Raw genomic sequence first — 20,786 nt, forward strand, 5'->3', positions numbered from 1 at the left:
ATCCGCTCATGGCACTCTCTGGCTTCTCGACAACATAAAATATTGAGAGTTATTGGCAAGGCCATTTTTCTTTGTCGGATGGCGCTTCGCTTATCCGACCTACACGGGAACTTATCTGCCGAGAGTAGTTATATCACTCCCACCTACACTCGCGCATATTCACTTTATTATTCTTAAAATTAACACCTTCTAATAACAGCTTTTGTCGTTGTTCTTGGTATTTATCACTTCCTTCGGGAAATGATATTTTACCTTGGCTATTAACCACTCGATGCCAAGGGATCGTCGAACCTTTTGGCATCTCTTTTAATAAACGACCTACCAACCTAGCATTATTAGGATAACCCGCAAGGGCAGCTACTTGGCCATAACTGGCAACACAACCTTTGGGTATACTCGCTATGATAGTATAAATTACAGTGTGTTTATCAATATCCATTTTTATTAGCGTATGCCTTGCTCAGTTGTTTAAATTGGTTCCATACAGTACGCGCCACTGGACCATGATGAATAGCGTGTTGCCTAAACGCTCTTATTTGTGCGCTAAATTTATGCTCACGGTCGGTAATAATGATTTCTTGTAATAAACCTGCTTTTATTTCAGGTCTGCAATGATCTAAGCTCATCATTGCCCAACCAGCCCCTGAGAGTAAAAACGATTTTAAGGTAGCTACATCGTCTATCTTCATCATTGCTGACCCTTTGGAATATGAAAGCCTTTCACTGTCTATACTTAAATCGCTTTCAAACATCGCTAAGCAGGGGTAGTTTTGTAGTTGAGTATAAGTAAGCTGTTTTGGTAAAACCCCTTTTGCGCTTACTATCCCAATATCGAGCTTACCTATGGGCAAACTTTCTAAATCGCCAGTGGCATGAAATAAATCAAACCACGGACCAATGCCTAGCTCTGCTTGTCCATTATTTACTTGCTCTAACGATACAAATCGTTTGCCGCTACTAATACAAAACTCGGTGCTGGTAAACTGTTTAAAAGTATTACTTATGATCTGGTTGTAACTTTGCTTATGGCAAAGCTGCTCATAACAAATTTTATATTGCGGCTCATTACCTAATGAGAGCTCTTCCGCCAGTTTTGCAAGCTCATCATTTGCATGCAGTAGCTGTTGGGCTTCACGATGGAAGATGCGCCCTTTTTCAGTAAGTTGTAACCTATATTTAGTTCTGTCTAGAAGTTCAAACCCTATTTGCGATTCTAAGTTTTTAATCGCTAGCGTTAACGCAGGCTGCGTTTTATGAAGCTTTTGAGCAGCCCCGCTCAAGCTTGCGCTTTGTACTATGGCATCTAAAATTACTAATTGATTCAGCTTCATATTGTACCCAAAAACATCATAAATAAAATTTATTAAGTCTGTAAGATTTAATGAATTTTATTTTATATGTTTGCAGCGTATTCTGCACTTAATTAATTTGCCAATATTGCAACGGAGACAACATGAAACTCTTTCGTCTATGTTTATTAACGACGACCTTACTTAGCTTAATCGCTTGTTCTGAACCAGAGCAACAGGTTAAAAAAGAGCCTATTCGCCCTGTTAAACTATTTAGCATTGGTCATGATTCACAAACTAACATTCGTAGTTTTCCGGCTGAGGTAGTTGCAAACCAGGGCTCGTACCTTGCATTTAGAGTAAACGGTGAACTTATAGAGTTTCCGGTTCTTGCTGGCGAGCATGTTGAAAAAGGTGATTTATTAGCAAAATTAGACCCTGAAGATTTTCAACTGCAGTTTGATGAACGAAAGGCACGTTATGAGTTGGCAAAGTCGCAATTAAGCAGAATAGAACAGCTATTTGAAAAGAAAATCACTAGCCAATCTGAGTTAGACCAAGCTTTAGCAAATATGCAAATTGCTGAATCGGCTTTTAAAATCGCTGAAACCAACCTCGAATACAGCGAGCTACGTGCGCCATTTGCCGGTACCGTTGCAAAGGTATTTGTAAAAAACTTTGAAAACATTCAGGCAAAGCAAAATATTTTACGCCTAGAAACTCGCGATTTAATGGACGTAGAAATTCAGGTTCCTGAAAAAATAGTGGCGCGTTTTAAAAAAGGCACTGATTACCATCCAACAGTTAAATTTGATGGTTTTGAAGATAAAGAATACACCCTCGACATTAAAGAGTGGGACACCCAAGCCGACCCTGCAACACTTACCTATAAAGTTGTATTTTCGTTACCAGTTCCTGATGATTTTAACTTGCTAGCCGGTATGACTGGCCGTGTTTTAATTGATTTAAGTAAAGTAACTCGCTCGCAGGTTGCTTATACCATATTGCCTATTGAGTCGGTTTTTTCTGATCCCCAAAAAGCGATTAACAATAATGCCTATGTTTGGCTTTACGATGAGCAAACGGGTCAAGTTCATAAGCAAGCTGTTGAAGTTGGCCAATTACACCACGATGGCATAGAAGTACTTAGCGGCATAAAAGAAGGCCAAGTTGTGGTGTCTGCTGGTGTGCATTCAATAGAAGAAGGCATGAAAGTTCGCCCATGGAATAAAGAGCGAGGCTTATAATTATGAGCTTTGCACAACTTTCCATAGAAAAAAAAGTAATTAGTTGGATGTTTGCACTGCTGCTTTTAATTGGCGGAAGTGTATCTTATTTTGATTTAGGCCAACTAGAGGATCCGGAGTTTACTTTAAAGCAAGCTATGGTTATTACCATGTACCCTGGTGCTTCGCCGCAACAGGTTGAAGAAGAAGTCACGTTTCCTCTAGAAAATGCAATTCAACAATTACCGTATGTTGATCATGTCACGTCTATTTCGTCAAATGGCAAATCTCAAATAGCCGTAGAAATGAAGAGCACCTACCGAAAAGAACAACTTCGCCAAATTTGGGATGAAATGCGTCGTAAAATTAATGACCTTTCGCCATCGCTACCTAGTGGGGTATACCCAAGCACCATTTTAGATGACTTTGGCGATGTATATGGTGTTTTATATTCAGTTATTGGTGACGGCTATTCTTACGATGAGCTAAAAGACTACACCGATTATTTAAAACGTGAATTGGTATTAGTTAAAGGGGTGAGTAAAGTTACTATTGCAGGTGAACAACAGCCGCAAGTAATGGTAGAAATATCTACCCGTAAATTAGCCCAACTTGGTATAGCACCTAGCCATATATTTGCTTTGTTACAATCTCAAAACACGGTATCTAACGCAGGAAAAATAAGAGTGGGCGACGAATCAATTCGTTTTCACCCTACTGGCGAATTTAAAGATGTTAAAGAACTTGAAACACTACTAATTTCTAAACCAGGTGCCAGCGAGCTTATTTACTTAGGTGATGTTGCTGAAGTATTTAGAGAATACGCTGAAGTACCTACAAATGTTATTAGATACAATTCTGAGCAAGCACTATTAATTGGTGTGTCGTTTATGAATGGCGTTAATGTGGTTGACGTGGGTAAACGTATAGATGCTCATTTAGCAGAACTTGAGTACCAGCGTCCCTATGGTATTGACGTTAATGCTGTCTATAACCAACCAAAAGAAGTAGAGACCTCAGTTGACGGATTTATTATAAGCTTGCTAGAAGCTATTGCAATCGTCATTGTTGTTTTGCTTATTTTTATGGGCATTAAAAGTGGCATTTTAATTGGTGGTATTTTATTACTAACTGTTTTAGGCACCTTTATTTTTATGAAGTTGTTCGCCATAGACTTGCAACGTATATCATTAGGTGCACTGATCATCGCGCTTGGTATGTTAGTAGATAACGCTATTGTGGTGACTGAAGGTATTTTAATTAACTTAAAACGGGGTCAAACCAAACTCAAAGCCGCTATAAATATTGTAGAACAGACCAAGTGGCCATTATTAGGTGCAACCATTATAGGTATAACTGCGTTTGCACCAATTGGTTTGAGTTCTGATGCAACGGGTGAGTTTGCCGGCAGCTTATTTTGGGTGTTATTTATATCCTTGTTACTCAGCTGGATAACCGCTATTACCTTAACGCCATTTTTTGCAAATCTAATGTTTTCAGAAAATGAGTTTAAAAAAGCAAAAGATACCGAAGACGATTCAGATAACGATCCATATAAAGGATTTATTTTTACAGGTTATAAAACACTCTTAGATTTAGCAATGCATTATCGTAAATCAACAATGATCCTCATGGTAGTATTACTTTGCAGCGCTGTCGTTGGTTTTGGTTCGGTTAAGCAGTCGTTTTTTCCGGCCTCTAACACACCTATGTTTTACGTAGATTACTGGCAACAACAAGGCTCAGATATACGCGCAACAATAGATGGTATAAAGAAACTTGAACGCTATTTGCAAAAAGAAGAACTTGTTGAAGAAGTAACCAGCACAACAGGCCAAGGTGCGCCGCGCTTTATGCTTACTTATGCACCTCAAAAGTCTTACTCGTCTTATGGACAACTTATTATAAGAGTAAAAGACCGTGAAGCTGTTGCGGTAGTCATGCAAAAAGTACGTGATTATTCACAAAACTCAGCGCTATCTGCAGAGCTAAAAATAAAGCCAATGGAAATTGGCCCTTCAACTGATGCAAAAATTGAAGCGCGTTTTACCGGTCCAGATCCTGTTATTCTTAGAAAACTTGCAGCTGAAGCGGAAAAGCTTATGGCGCAAGACGATGGTGCGTTTAATATTCGAAATGATTGGCGTGCACGTACTAAAATGATTCGCCCACAGTTTAACGAGCAAAAAGCGCGACGTTTAGGAATCAGTAAATCAGACCTGGATGATGTGCTGCTTACAAGTCTTTCGGGTAAACAAGTCGGTGTATATCGTGATGGAACCCAGCTTTTACCTATTATTGCTCGCTCACCTGCGAGTGAGCGCCTTAATGTAGACAGCGTTCATGACTTGCAAATATACAGCCCTGTTTTAGGTGTATTTGTACCGGTAACACAAGTCGTTGATGAGTTTATAGTTGAATGGGAAGATAGCCTAATAATGCGTCGCGATAGAAAGCGAACAATTACAATAATGGCCGATCAAAATGTATTGGGCGACGAAACAGCCGCTAAATTGTTTGCTAGAGTACGAGGCCCTATTGAATCTATCAAGTTACCGCATGGCTACTCTTTAGAATGGGGCGGAGAATATGAATCATCTAGTAAGGCTCAAAAAGCAATATTCGGCTCTTTACCCCTTGGCTATTTAGCTATGTTTGCTATTACTGTTTTACTTTTCAACTCTTTAAAACAACCTATTGTAATTTGGGCTACAGTGCCTTTGGCAATTATTGGTGTAAGTGCCGGTTTATTAGCAATGAATGCACCGTTTAGCTTTATGGGACTACTTGGGTTATTAAGCTTAAGTGGTATGTTAATTAAAAACGGCATTGTTTTGGTCGATCAAATAAACTTAGAGCTTAGCGAGGGTAAATCACCCTATCAAGCAGTGTTTGATTCAGGTGTAAGCCGCGTCCGCCCTGTTGCTATGGCCGCTATCACCACAATACTTGGTATGATCCCATTATTGTTTGACGTATTCTTTCAGTCGATGGCGGTCACTATAATGTTTGGCTTAGGCTTTGCCACCATACTTACTCTAATTGTGGTGCCGGTTTTATACACTATGGTATTTAGAATTGACTACCCTAAACAGTCTTAATAATTAATAAAAAACGCAGCCTAGGCTGCGTTTTTTATTTGCTTGGTTTATACCAACTTAATTACTTTTTTAAGCTTAACGTGCCACTGCTCTTCGCTTTAGTTCCTGATGCGGAATTGGCTTTGTTGGCATTTGATTTACCAACATAGGTGGTTGAACGTTTCTGATAAGGCGTATTACGACTGCTTTTGTTGGCTTGCTTATGTTGTTCGCTGTTCTTTGTACCTCGAGGCTTGTCACCTTGATACTCACGCTTATGCACTGATTTTGCTTGGTTGCTTGTGGTTAGCCCAACGTTATTATTCGATGTACTATCGTCATACAGCGAATGCTCTTGCGTTTTCCCTGAATCAGCAATCGAATCGTTAATAACCGCCATTTCTGCGTCACTTAAATGCCGCCACTGCCCTACTTTTAACCCTTTAAGGGTTACATTCATAATACGCACACGCTTAAGTGTAATAACCTCGTAACCGAGGTATTCACACATACGACGAATTTGACGATTTAAACCTTGAGTCAAAATAATAGTGAATTGCTGAGCACCTGTTTGCGTCACTTTACATTTTTTGGTCACAGTATCTAAAATTGGAATACCGTTCGCCATTTTATTCACAAACTGACGATTAAGTGGTTTATCTACGGTAACCACGTATTCTTTTTCATGATTATTTCCGGCACGAAGGATTTTATTAACGATGTCGCCTTCATTGGTTAAAAAAATCAATCCTTCTGAAGGCCTATCTAAACGACCTATAGGAAAAATACGGTCAGGGTAATTAACCGCTTTTACAATATTACTTTGAATTTTTCGTTCTGTGGTACAAGTAATACCCACTGGTTTGTTATAAGCAATGTAGACTCGTTTTGGTGGCGCTTTTAGTGGCTTACCATCTACCAATACCACATCGTCCTGCGCAACTTTAACACCCATTTCAGGTAATTCGCCATTAACAGTAACACGACCTTGCTCAATATATTTATCGGCTTCGCGGCGTGAGCAAAACCCTGTCTCACTAATAAATTTATTTAAACGCTTTAAGTCTGTCATATGGCAAATCTTCTTAAATATAAAGGCGCATAGTTTAAACTACTCAAGCTATTTTTTCGCGCTTAATTTGCGCTAATTTACGCCATAGGTATTCAAGGGGTCCTTGCTTAAAATAACGACAGTAGAGTGCAGTAAATATAAGCTGTACAACTACTAAGCAAATAGCGACAAGCCAATAATCAATGCGGTTAAAACTAAGCGCCCATTGCGGGAAAAACACTTTAAACAATAATAACTGCATAATGGTTTGGCTTATGTATAAAGTAAACGCTAACCGCCCTACCTGTTGGATAAGCCCCCCTATTTGCGCGCTGTTGTTGCATAGTTTAACAATTAAATGAATATAAAGTAGCGCCACGCATAAGGCAGCTAATTCATTAACAGGCTCTTGTAACGCATAGCCAATACCTTGATCATATGGCGCTAACACTAATCGTAAGCTAGTCAGTAACACACTTAATACAACTAACTTAATGAGCCCCGATCTGTTAAATCCATCACTGAACACATTACATTTGTAAGCAACAATACCAATTAGCATAAAGCCAGCACTTGCCCACAGTAATAAAATAGGCACTGTTAGCAACATATAAATGCTCATTGTTATATTTTGGCTAAAATGCGCACCAATACTTTGGTAATAACTATTATATATCTGGTAAAACTCGGGAGAATCCCTATAAAGTGGTTCTTCATTAAGTCCTAACATAAACATTGCTGTGGCAAGTAAAGCGATAAAAGTAAAAAAGGCCGCTTTGTTTTTAAGCTCTTTGTCCGTGTAATCTAAATAGCGTAATACCAGTAATCCTGACACCCCATATAAAAACAAAATGTCACCCGCCCACAGTAACAACCCATGTATTAAACCAAACACAATAAGCCAATATAGGCGTTTTTTTAATGGCTCAATACATTGCTGTCGCTGGAACTGAATATAAAGACCAGCACCAAATAATAATGTAAATAATGTGCGAAACCGCCCTTCAACAAATATAAGACTTAAGGTGTGTAAAAACTGATCACTTACTGGTGGTGTAGTCAGAGGAGTGTAATTGAGTTCAAAAATTGCGAAGGAATAGCAGTTAATAAATACCAGGCCAAGTACTGCTATGCCCCTTATAAAGTCCATATTATAATTGCGCAAACCCTATCCTTTTAAATATTATCTTTATAGCTATCGGCCCATTTTACAGCTTGTTTGTATAATTTTGGTAAAAAAGCACTGTCTAAATTAATGAGTGATACCGCTTTCTCAAGCGCCCACCAGCTTCCCGTTTCGTAAGCTTTTACCGTTTCAAGGATATAATATAAATCATTTTTCTCGCCGGTTAGTGCCGATTTAATTTCATCTGGGAATGGCAGTTTATCAACCAACAAGTCCATTGGCTTATCTAAAATAGCATCAAGAAGAGAAAACAGCCCAGTTAAAAATGCCTCACCTTGTACTTGTTTGGCGACTTTACTGGCTATTAATTCACAAAAGCGAGCGCGAATAACACACATTTGCATAAGCTCTATCGGCTTATCACGCACTGTGTGTGCTGTAACAATTAGGCTCACAAACTTTTTTAAACGCGCTTGACCTAAATATACCAGCGCTTGTTTTAATGATGATATTTGGCTTTGCAGCGGAAATATACCACTATTTAATAAACGCAGTAGCTTATAAGCCAGTGCCGCATCAAGCTCAAATAAACCAGTGATCACTTTAATGTCAGGGTCTGGTTTCATTACTTCTGAGTAAATGGCAATGACCAGCCCATAATTATAATGAATATCTTTTTGCTCTATCATTACTGGACGCGCAAAATAATAACCTTGGAAATAATCAAACCCCATTTGACGAGCTAATTTATACTCTTCATCGGTTTCTATTTTTTCAGCTAATAGCTTAATATTTTTATATTTTTTAAGTTTATTAACTACCAGAGGGATTTCGGCAAGAGGAGTAAGTCGAATATCAAATTTAATTAAGTTGACCAGTTTTAAAAAGCGCTCCCACTGTGGTGAGTAAACAAAATCATCTAGGGCTAACTTATAGTTGCTATGGAATAACTTGCGACATAGCTCGTAAGTATCGTCGGTGGGTTCTATGGTTTCGAGTAATTCAATAACCACATCTTTACAGGGTAAGAAATCACATAAATCAAGCTTTAAGGACTCAGGACCAATATTGATCAGCGCTTTTTTACCCGATGTAATATGGCGGGTACCTAAGTTTAGCTGGTTTTCCATGATAAGCCTTGCTGTAGCTTGACCATCAGATACACCAGGAAAGCAGTTCTCAGAACTATTGCGAAAAAGTAGTTCATAAGCTACTACGTTTTGATTTCGATTGAGAATTGCTTGCCTTGCAACAAATACCGACACATTACCTACTTTATTATATTTTCACCAGACTAAGTAATTAAAGCGTAAATAGGATCGGATGTCACTGAACTTTAATAAATTTTTTAATATAAGTATGTAATATAATCAGTTACAACGTCATCCCAGCCAAAGCGCGCATGCTTAGCGCTATTTTTTATTGCTTGCCATTCTTTAGGATTAGTTTGTTTTACACTCAAAGCCTCAGATAAACAAACTAAAAATGCCTCTGCCTGAGCCAATAAGGTATCACCAGTAAAACTAAAACCAGTCACATTATGCTCAACTGTATCTTTTAAGCCGCCAACACTGTGCACAAGACAAGGCTGACCTGCTCGCATTGCCAGCATTTGGCTAATGCCACACGGCTCAAAAGAGCTAGGCATTAAAAATAAGTCCCCTAGTTGATACATTAAATCACCAACACCTTGGCCATAACCTTTTAAAAACAATAAATTGCTATTTCGTGCCATCGCAGTGGTAAATAATTGTTCTAGTTTTTTATCGCCCGAGCCCAATACAATCAAGCGACCATTATATTGGTTTATAACCTTGCATACCTCATCAATAGTTAAACTATTGTTGTGTGGCTGGCACAGCAGCAATACTTTTTGCTCGGTGAGCCGCCCTACACTGGTCACTAAAGGCCCTTGCAGCTCTGATGCCATAAATTGTAAAACACGTTGGTGAGCAATATAGTGGCTGCTGTCTAAGTGTACGTTTTTTGCCATCCAACTAAAAAGCGTAGCTTCTATCTGCTCTAAAAGCTCGCTAAGCGTTGCCTGCTTCGGGTGTTGAGTTGTGTAATCACAGCCGTTGAGTATCCCAATCAGCTTGCCCTGCTCAGCCGCTTGTTGTAAGTCACGCTCGAGTCCTTCACCACCAAAAAAACCGCCTGCATTGTTACTCGCTATCTGCACTTCTTGGCTATAACTGGGTGAAACCACATGTACTTTATCGGCTAAATTAATAGCACTGCGCATGGGGTTAAAACAATGAGGGTAACGAGGATCACAAAGCAATTGACCATCATAACTTAATGAGGGAAACCACGCTTCTAAGCTAGAGTCATCGTCTTTAAAAGGGCGAATACCTTGTAAGGCTAAGTTATGAACAGTGTACACCAAGCGCAGCTTAGCAAGTTTACGATAGCGAGGCTCAAATTTTAGTAACACTGCCACACAAGCACTGTGCCAGTCGTGTAAATGTAACGTGTTTGGTTGTTTTAATACCCCTTGTAAAAGCGCTTCACAAATCGCGGCATTAAACAGTGCAAACTTACTCGCATCAGTAGCAAATGGACGATTGTCATCATCGTTGCAATACACACTATGTGATTGGCTGAACAAAGGGTGGCTTATTACTATTTGCCTCACTGCATTTTGCGTTTGTGGAATTTCAAACAGCGATAAAACGTGAGAGGCTGAATTGAACGCAACGTTTACTTCACCAATAAAACGGCGCTCACCCAATTCAAAACCATAATCAGGAATAGCCACATCAATCGTTAGTCCCTGTGTTGCTAACGCTTTAGGTACATCACGTATGACATCGGCAACACCACCGACTTTGGCATTAGGTAACGCATCATTTTCTGCGGCAACCATTAATACATGCATTTATTTACTCTTATAGTTAGCTGCAAGGCTTTCGCCTTGCTATTTAATTATTGATTTAACTTAGTGTCTAACTTTGTCAGCATCTCGCGGGTTACCAAAACAATTCCCTTTTTAGATACTCTAAAACCATTGGCTTCGTCTGTTTTACGATCATAACCAATTTCTAATCCTGGGGGGATCTCACAGCTTCTATCAATAATGGCACGTTTAATTTTACACCCACGGTTAACTATAACACCGGGTAAAATAACCGACTCTTCAATAGTACAATATGAGCGAATATGTACATTAGAAAACAGTAATGACTTTCTCACTAATGAACCTGAAATAATACAGCCGCCCGATACGGTTGAATCAACAGCCATACCTCGACGATCGTCATCATCAAAAATAAACTTAGCTGGAGGAAGCTGCTCTTGGTATGTCCAAATTGGCCAAGTAGGGTCGTACAAATCCAATTGAGGCTCAGGCATAACCAACTCCATGTTCGCTTCCCAAAATGAATCTAAAGTCCCTACATCGCGCCAATAAGGTTGCCCTACTTGTGCAGGATCTCTAAATGGGTAAGCAAACACATTATGCTCTTCGATAATGGCAGGAATAATGTCATGGCCAAAATCACGTCCTGAGCCTTCGGTTTGTGAATCTTTTTGTAATTGCTCAAATAAAAACTCAGTATTGAATACGTAATTACCCATTGACGCTAAGCATGTACCAGGTTTACCAGGCACAGAGGTAGGTTCGGCTGGTTTTTCGTCGAATCGCCGCACTCGATTTTCTTGATCAACGGTCATTACACCAAAGGTGCCTGCTGCTTCTTCAACCGCGACTTCTAAACAGCACACGGTCATATCGGCACCATTTTCTACATGCTTTGCTAATAAACCGCCGTAATCCATACGATACACATGATCGCCTGACAAAATCATTACATATTTAGGTAGTTCATGACGAATAATATCCATATTTTGAAATACCGCATCGGCAGTACCGCAATACCATTCATCACCATGGCGCTGTGATGCAGGTAAAATCTCAACTGACTCGCCTAACTCCTTTTTAAAGTGTCCCCATGCACGATGCACATGGCGTATCAGCGAGTGAGATTTATATTGCGTTGCAATCCCTACTCGCCTTACACCAGAGTTAATACAATTTGATAGTGGAAAATCAATAATACGGTGCTTACCGCCAAAATAAACGGCTGGTTTTGCTCGCCAGTCTGTTAGCTCATGCAGACGAGAACCTCGTCCGCCGGCTAGAATCAGTGCATAGGTGTCTCTCGTTAAATTACTTATATAGCGATTTGCATAACTGGGCATATTACTCTCTCCGTTTAGTGTCAGCTGTCAGTGTTCGTTTTAACTATTTGGTGTGTAGTATCTAGTGGGGTTAAATGCCATATGTCATCACAATATTGACCAATCGTTCTGTCACTAGAAAATAAGCCACTGGCCGCGGTATTTAAAATACTCATTTGAGTCCAGTAGGTTTGATCAGCGTACGCTTTATCCACTTCACGCTGCGCTGAAATGTAACTGGCAAAGTCATGTGCAGTTAGCCACGCATCGTCTTTGCTTTTAATGCAGTTAATCACATCATCAAATAAGCCTGGTTCAAATAGATTAAAATGACCACTTTCGAGGAGATGCATCACGTTATTTAGATCTGGATTATTCGCAATAATTTCACTGGGATTATAATGCGCTTTAATTTCGTCAATATGCTCGGCTTGTGCGCCAAATAAGAAGAAGTTTTCAGCTCCTACTGCATCGCGGATTTCAATATTCGCGCCATCTAACGTGCCTATTGTGAGCGCACCATTCATCATAAACTTCATGTTGCCGGTACCGGATGCTTCTTTACCTGCTGTAGAAACTTGCTCCGACAAATCTGTTGCAGGACATATAGTTTCCATGGCGGTCACATTGTAATTTGGTAAAAAGGCAACTCTTAAAAACATCGATACTTCAGGGTCTTTGTTGATCACCTCAGCAACATTATTAATCAGTTTAATAATTTTCTTCGCCATCATGTAACCTGGTGCAGCTTTACCCCCGAGTAATACACAACGAGGTACCATGCCTTGCGTATCGCCACGACGAATGCGGTCGTATAAATGAATAACATGTAACACATTGAGTAACTGGCGCTTATATTCGTGAATACGTTTTACCTGCACATCAAATAGCATGTTTACATCAAACTCGACGCCACACTTTTGTTTCACTAAATCGACTAAACGTTGCTTGTTTTCTCGTTTTGCCTGCTGCCATGTTACGTGCAATTGAGAGTCATCATAAAAACGGCGTAGTTGGCTAATTTTTGCAAAATCGCCTACCCAGTCTTTTCCTATTTTCTCGCTAATAATATGACTCAGACTCGGATTACAATAAGCAAGCCAACGCCTTGGTGTCACCCCATTGGTTTTGTTATTAAACTTTTCAGGCCATAATGCGTAAAAATCTTTAAACAAACCCGCAGTTAATAACTGGGTATGCAGTGCGGCTACGCCATTGACTGAATAACTACCAACAATGGCTAAAAAGGCCATGCGTATTTGCGGCTCACTGCCCTCTTCAATTAATGATAAGTCTCGTTGCTTTTGCACATCACCCGGCCAATGCCTTGCAACCTCTGCTAAGAAACGGGCATTAATTTCATAAATAATTTCTAAAATACGTGGTAATAATTTAGCAAATAATGCCACTGACCATTTTTCTAATGCCTCAGGCAATAAGGTGTGGTTAGTGTAAGCCATGGTTTGGGTTGTGATGTTCCATGCCTGATCCCAATCGAGTTCATGGTCATCGACTAAAATTCGCATCAGCTCTGCCACGGCAATACTAGGGTGAGTGTCATTAAGCTGAAAAACATGATGCTGAGCAAAGTCAGTAAAATCATCCCCATATTGTTCAATCCACTGGCTGAGTACATCTTGAATGCTTGCCGATGATAAAAAGTATTGCTGGCGTAATCGCAATTCTTTACCATTTTCACTGCTGTCGTTAGGGTACAGCACCATGGTTATTTGCTCTGCAAGATTCTTTTGTGCTACCGCTTCTGAATAGCTACCGGCATTAAATTCGGCTAAATTAAATTCATCGGTAGCTTCAGACTTCCAAAGCCTGAGGGTATTAACAATATTATTTTTATAGCCCGGAATGGGTACATCATAAGGAACCGCTAACACATCTTGGGAGCTCACCCACTGTCGATGTTCACGGCCAAATTTATCGGTATAACTTTGTACATAACCCGAGAACTTAACCCGTTTAGCTTGCTCTGGTGCACTCAATTCCCAAGGATGCCCTTCGCGAAGCCAGTTATCCGGTTGCTCAACCTGGTTACCTTCTTTTATTGATTGATTAAACATGCCGTATTCATAGCGAATTCCATAACCCACTACAGGCAGCGCTAAACTCGCACAACTATCTAAAAAACATGCTGCTAAACGCCCTAAGCCACCATTACCTAGGCCGGCATCATGTTCTGCTTGTTCTACATTTTCCAACTCAGTACAATAAGCTTGCAGCGCTGTACTTACCTGAGATTCTAAATCAAGGTTGAGTACCGCATTACCCAGTGCTCTCCCCATTAAAAACTCTAGCGATAAATACGCTGTTTTACGGCGTTTATGTTGTTTAATTTGCTTATTGGTGTCTCTGCAACGCGCAACTAGTCTATCTCTTATCGTCAGCGCCAATGCATGATACAAATACAACTGCGACTCTCCCACCACATCACGCCCTAAGGTGTAATAAAAGTGGCGAGTTAAATCATCACTTAAGGTACTTTCATCAATCAACGGGCCTTCTTGCCAGCTTTTTACCACACACACTTGCTTGTCTTGCTTAGTCATAATCATCGCCTTCTAAATTGGCACTAAAAACCCAACTACTTTGTGCTGAAATATTCACGGTTGCATCTTCTTCAACAACAGATGATGCGTTATTTACGCTTGATAACACTAACGTCCAAGGCCTGATAATGGGCGATTGTGGTAATTGGCAGAGCACAGGCTGTTTACTGGCGTTTAAAATAATTAATAACCCATGCTTATTTTGCTTATCAAGCAAGCTATACATTAAAAATTGTCGCGTATCTTCATGCCAATGTGTTTCATCCATTTCTTTACCTTGCTCGGTAAACCACTTAACGGTGAAACGTTCATCTATATCATCTAAAAATACACTGTGTTTGAACGCGCTGTGACCGCGCCTAATTTTTAACGCATCATCTATAAACTGAATTAAGCAATGGTTTAGCTGTGAGTCTTTCCATGCAAGCCAGCTGGTACGATTATTCTGGCAATAAGCGTTATTATTACCGCCTTGGGAGTGGGCCATTTCACTGCCTGAGGCTATCATTGGCACCCCTTTAGAGAGCAGTAAGGTAAGTAAAAAGTTTTTTTGTTGTTGTAGGCGCAAGCCCATTATTTCAGGATCGCTACTAAATCCCTCAACTCCGCAATTAAACGAATAATTAGCGCTGTGGCCATCTTGATTGTTTTCACCATTTGCTTGGTTATGTTTGTGCTCATAACTGACTAAATCGGCAAGGGTAAAACCATCATGACTGGTAATAAAATTAATACTATTAAGCGGGCCACGATTACTGTGTTCAAAAATATCAAAGGAGCCATGTAAACGCTTGGCAACATCACTAATAATGCCTTTTTCGCTTTGCCAAAAACGTTTAATCACATCACGGTATTGATCGTTCCACTCACGCCAAGGAGCAGGAAAAGCACCTAACTGATACCCACCAGGGCCTATATCCCACGGCTCACTGATCAGTTTTACTTTATTTAATATAGGATCTTGTGCAACGGCCTGTAAAAACGTGTGAGAAGCACTAAAGCCGGTACTTGAACGCCCTAAAATGGTTGCTAAGTCAAATCGAAAACCATCCACTCCCATAACTTCCACCCAATACCGCAAGCTATCAAGAACCAGTTGCAAAGTTTTTGGATGGTCAATATTTAAGGTGTTACCACAGCCGGTATCATTTATGTATACATTAGGTTGCCCAGTAATAGTGCGATAATAAGTAAGGTTATCGAAGCCACGTAAAGACAATATCGGTCCATCACTGCCCCCCTCGGCAGTATGGTTGTATACAACATCTAAAATAACTTCAATATTGGCGCGATGTAATTCGCTGACCATCTGTTTAAATTCGTTTATATCGTCATTAACCAAATAGTCTTTATGGGGGGTAAAAAAATTGATGCTATTGTAGCCCCAGTAATTTTGTAGCCCTTTAGTAATTAAAAACTGTTCACTTATAAACGCATGTACAGGCAAAAGCTCAATAGCTGTCACCCCTAAACTTTTTAGATGCTCAATAAAACACGGATGGCTTAAGCCTAAAAACGTGCCTTGCTGTACTTTTGGAATACCTGGATGACGACAGGTAGCACCTTTTACATGACACTCATAAATTACCGTATTAGCCCAGCTATGCTGTGGCTTTTTATTGGTATAAGCAACCGATGTAGTCACTTTAGATTTAGGCATATCTATCGCATTATTAACCACGCTTTTAGTGCCTATCGGCATTTGCCCGTAATGGCGCTCGCTCCAAGTAAACTCGTTAAACAAGTCTTTTGCATAAGGGTCAATCAGTAATTTATGTTCATTAAATAACATACCTTTTTCATGGTTATACTCACCATCAACCCTAAAGCCATATAATGCGCCAGCGCTCAGTGGTGCAACGTGAATACTCCACACTCCGCCTTCGTTAATATTCATGGCCATTTTTAATATTTCTGTATGGCCACTTTTATCAAATAAACAAACAAATGCTTGGCTTGCATTAGGGGCGTATAAGGCAAAGTTGACACCGTTGCTTTGTACAGTCGAGCCTAGAGGCAAAGGTGCACCATGGGTAACCTCAAAGCAATTACTCATCATTCACCTTTTGTAAGTAGACCGTGGTTAAGCCACCCATGTGCAATGTAATACTGTGATCAAAGCCATGATTTGGTTGATTAATTGAATGTATTAGTTGGCTTGGCTCATCAGTGACATTAATACCGGAGCCAAAAAAACATGACTCATCAGTATTTAATATCACCTTATAACTGCCTTTAGCAGGCACGCCTAAAATAAAATGTTGATAAGCAGTAGGGGTAAAATTAGCGACAATAACCATAAAATCGTCAGCACTTTTAGCATAACGAATAAAGCTAAATATACTTTGCTGACTGTTATCATTATCTATCCATGAAAAACCAGTAGCACAGCTATCAAGCTCATAAAGTGCTGGATGGGCTTGGTACACATGATTAAGGCGTTTAACCGTATCTTGAATACCTTGGTGACTTTGATGCTCAAGCAAGTGCCAATCTATTGAATGATCATGATCCCACTCTTTTCGCTGTGCTATTTCGGCGCCCATAAACAGAAGTTTTTTTCCTGGATGCGCCCACATAAACGCATAATATGCCCGTAAATTAGCAAACTGTTGCCAATCATCACCAGGCATTTTGTTTAGTAGTGAACCTTTGCCGTGAACGACTTCATCATGACTCAGTGGTAAAATGTAATTTTCACTAAAAGCATACACCATAGAAAATGTCATTTTATGATGATGGTATTTCCTAAATAGTGAGTCTTGCTGCATGTAATGCAAACTGTCGTTCATCCAGCCCATATTCCATTTGTAACCAAAGCCCAAACCATTATGCTCAACGCTTTGCGTTACTCCGGGCCACGCCGTTGACTCCTCAGCCACCATCATAATACCGGGATTATTCTTATAACTGCGCATGTTTACTTGTTTAAGGCACTCAATTGCCCCTAAGTTTTCTCTGCCGCCGTAACAATTAGCTACCCATTGCCCTTCTTTTCGGCTGTAATCAAGATACAACATAGATGCCACTGCATCCACTCGCAGTCCATCAATACCAAATTGACTAAGCCAATACATCGCATTCGATATTAAAAAGCTTTTAACTTCAGGGCGATCGTAATTATAAATATAGGTATTCCAATCAGGGTGAAACCCTTGACGCATATCAGCATGTTCATATAAATGGGTGCCATCAAAACAATGTAACCCATGAGGATCGCTTGGAAAGTGCCCCGGTACCCAATCGAGTAAAATACCGATATTGGCTTTATGGCATTGCTCAACTAAGTATTTAAAGCTGTTGTAATCACCAAAACGACTTGTTGGTGCAAACAAGCCTACCGGCTGATACCCCCATGAGCCATCAAACGGGTATTCACTAATAGGCATAAGTTGTAAGTGAGTAAACCCCATATCAGTCACGTAACTTACAAGCTTATCTGCCAGCTCGCCGTAGTTTAAATAACGATTATGTTCAGCGCGTTGCCAAGAACCTAAGTGCACTTCATAAATACTAATAGCGGCATCAATATGATTGCGCTGTTGCCTATTTACAATCGCTTTTTCACTGAGCTTAATAGGGGTAGGTTTGTACTGTAATATACTTGCAGTGCCTGGCGCTTGCTGCATTTTAAAGGCAAATGGATCGGCTTTATCTAAAACTTCACCACTGAGTGTGGTGATAGCAAATTTGTAACACATCTCGGCGCACAGCCCCGGGATAAATAACTCCCATACTCCACTGGCAGGATGAAACCGCATGAAGTGACGATTGGCCTGCCAAAAGTTAAATTCGCCAATCACTGAAACACTGGCAGCGTTTGGTGCCCATACACAAAAACGAACACCGTCTACGCCCTGTTGAGTCATAAATTGCGCGCCTAAGTGCGCATAGGCATGCTCAAGACTCCCTTCGTTAAACAGGTACATAGCTTGCTCATCAAGCGTACTACTGAAGCTGTATTCATCGTAAAAGGTAATATTATTGCTTTCATAACTAACTTGGCATTGGTAAATACTGCTTGGCATACTTGATAGCTCAGCTATAAATAAATCACTTTGTTTATAGCGCAATGCAGTAATTGTTTGATCACCAATTAACAATTCAACCTGCAGTGCTGCTGGCAAATACACTCGAATTTCTATGCCGCTTTGTGTACTATGCGCTCCTAAAAAGCTAAACGGGTCTTTAAAGCGTCCTGCTGCGAGCGCAGTAACTTGTGAATCATAATCAGTCACTGGCGTTGATTTCATATTTTTTATACTGCCCATTTACCCATTCCTCATTGAATGTATTGCAGTCAAAAGTGATGCATTATCAGTAAAAATATCCTCGCACGTATGTGTTAACACCCGTCTCCAATTGGGATACTCTTTATCTGTACCCGGAATGTTAACTGGGTAGCATTGTTTGTCTAAGTCATCAATCTGTAGGGCAAATAATCGCGATGGTGACTTTGCTAAACACAAAGCCAGCGCGCTATAAATCGCAAAAGCATCAGTGTTTAATGACATATCAGAATGTGTGTCGTGTGTATTAATAAAACCAAGTAGCCGCTGTTGTTCTTGTTGCCGTTGCTGCACGAGCTGCTGATGTTCAACGGCATCAATCAATTGATACTGTTGTTTGAGATTCAAATCACTATGCTGCCACCAGCCAACAAATGGCGGTACGTCATGATTGGCAATCATCAGCAGGCATTGTTCGCTAAGATCATCACGATTAACAAATTCATCATTTTGTTGTTTTTCGAAATAAAATAAACTGTTTGAAAAAATTCCACTGCTCACCAGCGCTTCTTTTACTTCAGGTGGCACAACACCTAAATCTTCGCCTATCACGACAGCCTGATTAAGGTGTGATTCAATTTTCAAAATAGCTAACAAGTGCTCGAATGGATAGTAAACATAGCAACCATCTTGGCTGTTATTATTGTTAAAGCACCACCATAAACGTCTAATTGCCATCACATGATCAATACGTAATCCACCCACAGCATTCATATTGGCGCGTATAAGTGAGCGGTAAAAGTAATAGTTATTGTCAGCAAGGCGCTGAGGATTTATTGCTGGCAAACCCCAATTTTGGCCACTTTCAGCCCAAGGATCTGGTGGAGCTCCCACAGTCGCATTTTGGCTAAACAACGCTTGCTGGTTTTTAAATTCACTGCCCTCTTTGGCACAGCCAACTGCTAAGTCGTTAATCAAACCAATCGCCATTCCTTGGTCGATACAATGTTGTTGGCATCGTGCGAGTTGGCTGTGTGCCTGCCATTGCAGGTAATGGTCGAATGTCGGCTGCGTAGTTTCTAGCATAGCAAGTACATCACGGTGCTGTTTACAAAATGCAGTAAATTCATCTTGCCTTGCTTGATTGCCCTGCTGTTGAAAGTGCGCATAAAGCAGTTTAAAGGCATTATATTTCTGCTCAGTAACCGTTTTATAATTAATAAAGGTTATATCTTGCTCGCTATGCGACGTTAAACAACAAGAGGATAAGTAATCATCTAAAGTGGGGTTGTTAATACTATCGGGCGATAAGTTAATTGCTATATACAATGGATTGAGTAACGCGCGGTTACTGGGGTTATAGGGACTGGCGCACTCTGGGTTATCTGCAAATAATAAGTGCAGAGGATTAAGTAAAATATAATCCATTTTTTGTTTTGCACATAACGTGGTTAATTCAAGTAAATCATTAAAATCACCAATTCCCATTCCGGCTTGGTTTTTTAATGTATATAACTGAATTGATAAGCCAAGGCGTTTACTATCGGCAATTTGATAAACTTGTTTAGGGATAGACCAAATTTGTGTAGTTGCCGATTGCGCTCCCATACTAAGCAAAGCATCATAATAACCCGTAGGTAAATGGGTAAGTGGTAACGCTATTTCAATATAACGGCAGTCCTTAAAAAAATACTCGCCTAATGGCGCATAGTCAGCTATTTGCTCAAATTGTAGTTTTATATTTAATGCAGGTATATTAAGCGTAATTTTATGGTGCGCGTCGGCTTCTTTAATACGTACTTTAAGCACATTGCTAGGCTGTTTTACTAAGCTAACAGCCGGTGCAAGCGTTAACCAAGTGGCCGCATCTAATTGATAATTTAACTGAGCTATTTGTGTTGCATCACTGGTGTCAACGCCACAGCACTGCAAGGCTAACTTGCGCGTTTGTTCACTAAAAATAACGTGTTCACCAGAATATTTAGTGTACTCATAGCCTATTCCATGCAAATAAAATGATTGCGATAGTGCGTCCATTCACC

General features: G+C 40.1%; 13 protein-coding genes. 2 read left to right on the forward strand and 11 right to left on the reverse strand.

Annotation, left to right across the window (positions count from 1 at the left end):
* Positions 1-133 precede the first annotated feature (133 nt).
* Both AC0VZ5_RS16510 and AC0VZ5_RS16515 read right to left on the reverse strand, forming a co-directional pair.
* The gene (locus AC0VZ5_RS16510) at positions 134-439 is read right to left on the reverse strand and encodes an MGMT family protein (RefSeq protein WP_138607946.1); all 306 of its coding nucleotides are present in this window, start codon (positions 437-439) and stop codon (positions 134-136) included.
* Complete coding sequence (locus AC0VZ5_RS16515) at positions 429-1,331, reverse strand: LysR family transcriptional regulator (protein WP_475474993.1); 903 nt, start codon at positions 1,329-1,331, stop codon at positions 429-431. Before AC0VZ5_RS16515 ends, AC0VZ5_RS16510 begins: the two co-directional genes overlap by 11 nt.
* 122 nt (positions 1,332-1,453) lie before the next feature.
* Between AC0VZ5_RS16515 and AC0VZ5_RS16520 the strand changes: the two genes are divergently transcribed.
* Together AC0VZ5_RS16520 and AC0VZ5_RS16525 are read left to right on the forward strand one after the other, a co-directional pair.
* Positions 1,454-2,536: an efflux RND transporter periplasmic adaptor subunit gene (locus AC0VZ5_RS16520; RefSeq protein WP_475474994.1), complete on the forward strand. Its 1,083-nt coding sequence runs from the start codon at positions 1,454-1,456 to the stop codon at positions 2,534-2,536.
* Positions 2,537-2,538: 2 nt separating this feature from the next.
* Complete coding sequence (locus tag AC0VZ5_RS16525) at positions 2,539-5,616, forward strand: efflux RND transporter permease subunit (protein WP_475474995.1); 3,078 nt, start codon at positions 2,539-2,541, stop codon at positions 5,614-5,616.
* A 61-nt stretch (positions 5,617-5,677) separates the two neighbouring features.
* Here AC0VZ5_RS16525 and rluF read toward each other — a convergent pair whose 3' ends face one another.
* The 9 genes from rluF to malQ all read right to left on the reverse strand — a co-directional run bounded on the left by rluF (position 5,678) and on the right by malQ (position 20,781).
* Complete coding sequence (gene rluF / locus AC0VZ5_RS16530; protein WP_475474996.1) at positions 5,678-6,667, reverse strand: 23S rRNA pseudouridine(2604) synthase RluF; 990 nt, start codon at positions 6,665-6,667, stop codon at positions 5,678-5,680.
* A 43-nt stretch (positions 6,668-6,710) separates the two neighbouring features.
* Entirely contained in the window at positions 6,711-7,796 is a 1,086-nt protein-coding gene (locus AC0VZ5_RS16535; RefSeq protein WP_475475116.1) for a DUF418 domain-containing protein, read from the reverse strand.
* 26 nt (positions 7,797-7,822) lie between these two features.
* A complete protein-coding gene (locus AC0VZ5_RS16540) occupies positions 7,823-9,037 on the reverse strand; it encodes an EAL and HDOD domain-containing protein (RefSeq protein ID WP_475474997.1) in 1,215 nt (404 codons plus the stop codon).
* An 83-nt stretch (positions 9,038-9,120) separates the two neighbouring features.
* Complete coding sequence (locus AC0VZ5_RS16545) at positions 9,121-10,653, reverse strand: glycogen synthase (protein WP_475474998.1); 1,533 nt, start codon at positions 10,651-10,653, stop codon at positions 9,121-9,123.
* 47 nt (positions 10,654-10,700) lie between these two features.
* Positions 10,701-11,975, reverse strand: coding sequence for a glucose-1-phosphate adenylyltransferase (glgC, locus tag AC0VZ5_RS16550; protein ID WP_138607932.1), 1,275 nt, complete (start codon positions 11,973-11,975; stop codon positions 10,701-10,703).
* A 20-nt stretch (positions 11,976-11,995) separates the two neighbouring features.
* Complete coding sequence (locus tag AC0VZ5_RS16555; protein ID WP_475474999.1) at positions 11,996-14,515, reverse strand: glycogen/starch/alpha-glucan phosphorylase; 2,520 nt, start codon at positions 14,513-14,515, stop codon at positions 11,996-11,998.
* Complete coding sequence (glgX, locus tag AC0VZ5_RS16560) at positions 14,508-16,571, reverse strand: glycogen debranching protein GlgX (protein WP_475475000.1); 2,064 nt, start codon at positions 16,569-16,571, stop codon at positions 14,508-14,510. The genes AC0VZ5_RS16555 and glgX overlap by 8 nt, the downstream gene beginning before the upstream one ends.
* Complete coding sequence (gene glgB / locus AC0VZ5_RS16565) at positions 16,564-18,786, reverse strand: 1,4-alpha-glucan branching protein GlgB (RefSeq protein WP_475475001.1); 2,223 nt, start codon at positions 18,784-18,786, stop codon at positions 16,564-16,566. Before glgB ends, glgX begins: the two co-directional genes overlap by 8 nt.
* A complete protein-coding gene (gene malQ, locus AC0VZ5_RS16570; RefSeq protein WP_178957170.1) occupies positions 18,787-20,781 on the reverse strand; it encodes a 4-alpha-glucanotransferase in 1,995 nt (664 codons plus the stop codon).
* Positions 20,782-20,786 lie beyond the last annotated feature (5 nt).

The organism is Pseudoalteromonas sp. QJM3NY_12, assembly GCF_056173165.1.

Coding starts and splice junctions, on each gene's coding strand:
- AC0VZ5_RS16555 (WP_475474999.1), bottom strand. CDS start 14,515: ATGACTAAGCAAGACAAGCAAGTGTGTGTGGTAAAAAGCTGGCAAGAA.
- glgB (WP_475475001.1), bottom strand. CDS start 18,786: ATGGGCAGTATAAAAAATATGAAATCAACGCCAGTGACTGATTATGAT.
- glgX (WP_475475000.1), bottom strand. CDS start 16,571: ATGAGTAATTGCTTTGAGGTTACCCATGGTGCACCTTTGCCTCTAGGC.
- AC0VZ5_RS16515 (WP_475474993.1), bottom strand. CDS start 1,331: ATGAAGCTGAATCAATTAGTAATTTTAGATGCCATAGTACAAAGCGCA.
- AC0VZ5_RS16525 (WP_475474995.1), top strand. CDS start 2,539: ATGAGCTTTGCACAACTTTCCATAGAAAAAAAAGTAATTAGTTGGATG.
- AC0VZ5_RS16545 (WP_475474998.1), bottom strand. CDS start 10,653: ATGCATGTATTAATGGTTGCCGCAGAAAATGATGCGTTACCTAATGCC.
- glgC (WP_138607932.1), bottom strand. CDS start 11,975: ATGCCCAGTTATGCAAATCGCTATATAAGTAATTTAACGAGAGACACC.
- AC0VZ5_RS16520 (WP_475474994.1), top strand. CDS start 1,454: ATGAAACTCTTTCGTCTATGTTTATTAACGACGACCTTACTTAGCTTA.
- AC0VZ5_RS16535 (WP_475475116.1), bottom strand. CDS start 7,796: ATGGACTTTATAAGGGGCATAGCAGTACTTGGCCTGGTATTTATTAAC.
- rluF (WP_475474996.1), bottom strand. CDS start 6,667: ATGACAGACTTAAAGCGTTTAAATAAATTTATTAGTGAGACAGGGTTT.
- AC0VZ5_RS16510 (WP_138607946.1), bottom strand. CDS start 439: ATGGATATTGATAAACACACTGTAATTTATACTATCATAGCGAGTATA.
- malQ (WP_178957170.1), bottom strand. CDS start 20,781: ATGGACGCACTATCGCAATCATTTTATTTGCATGGAATAGGCTATGAG.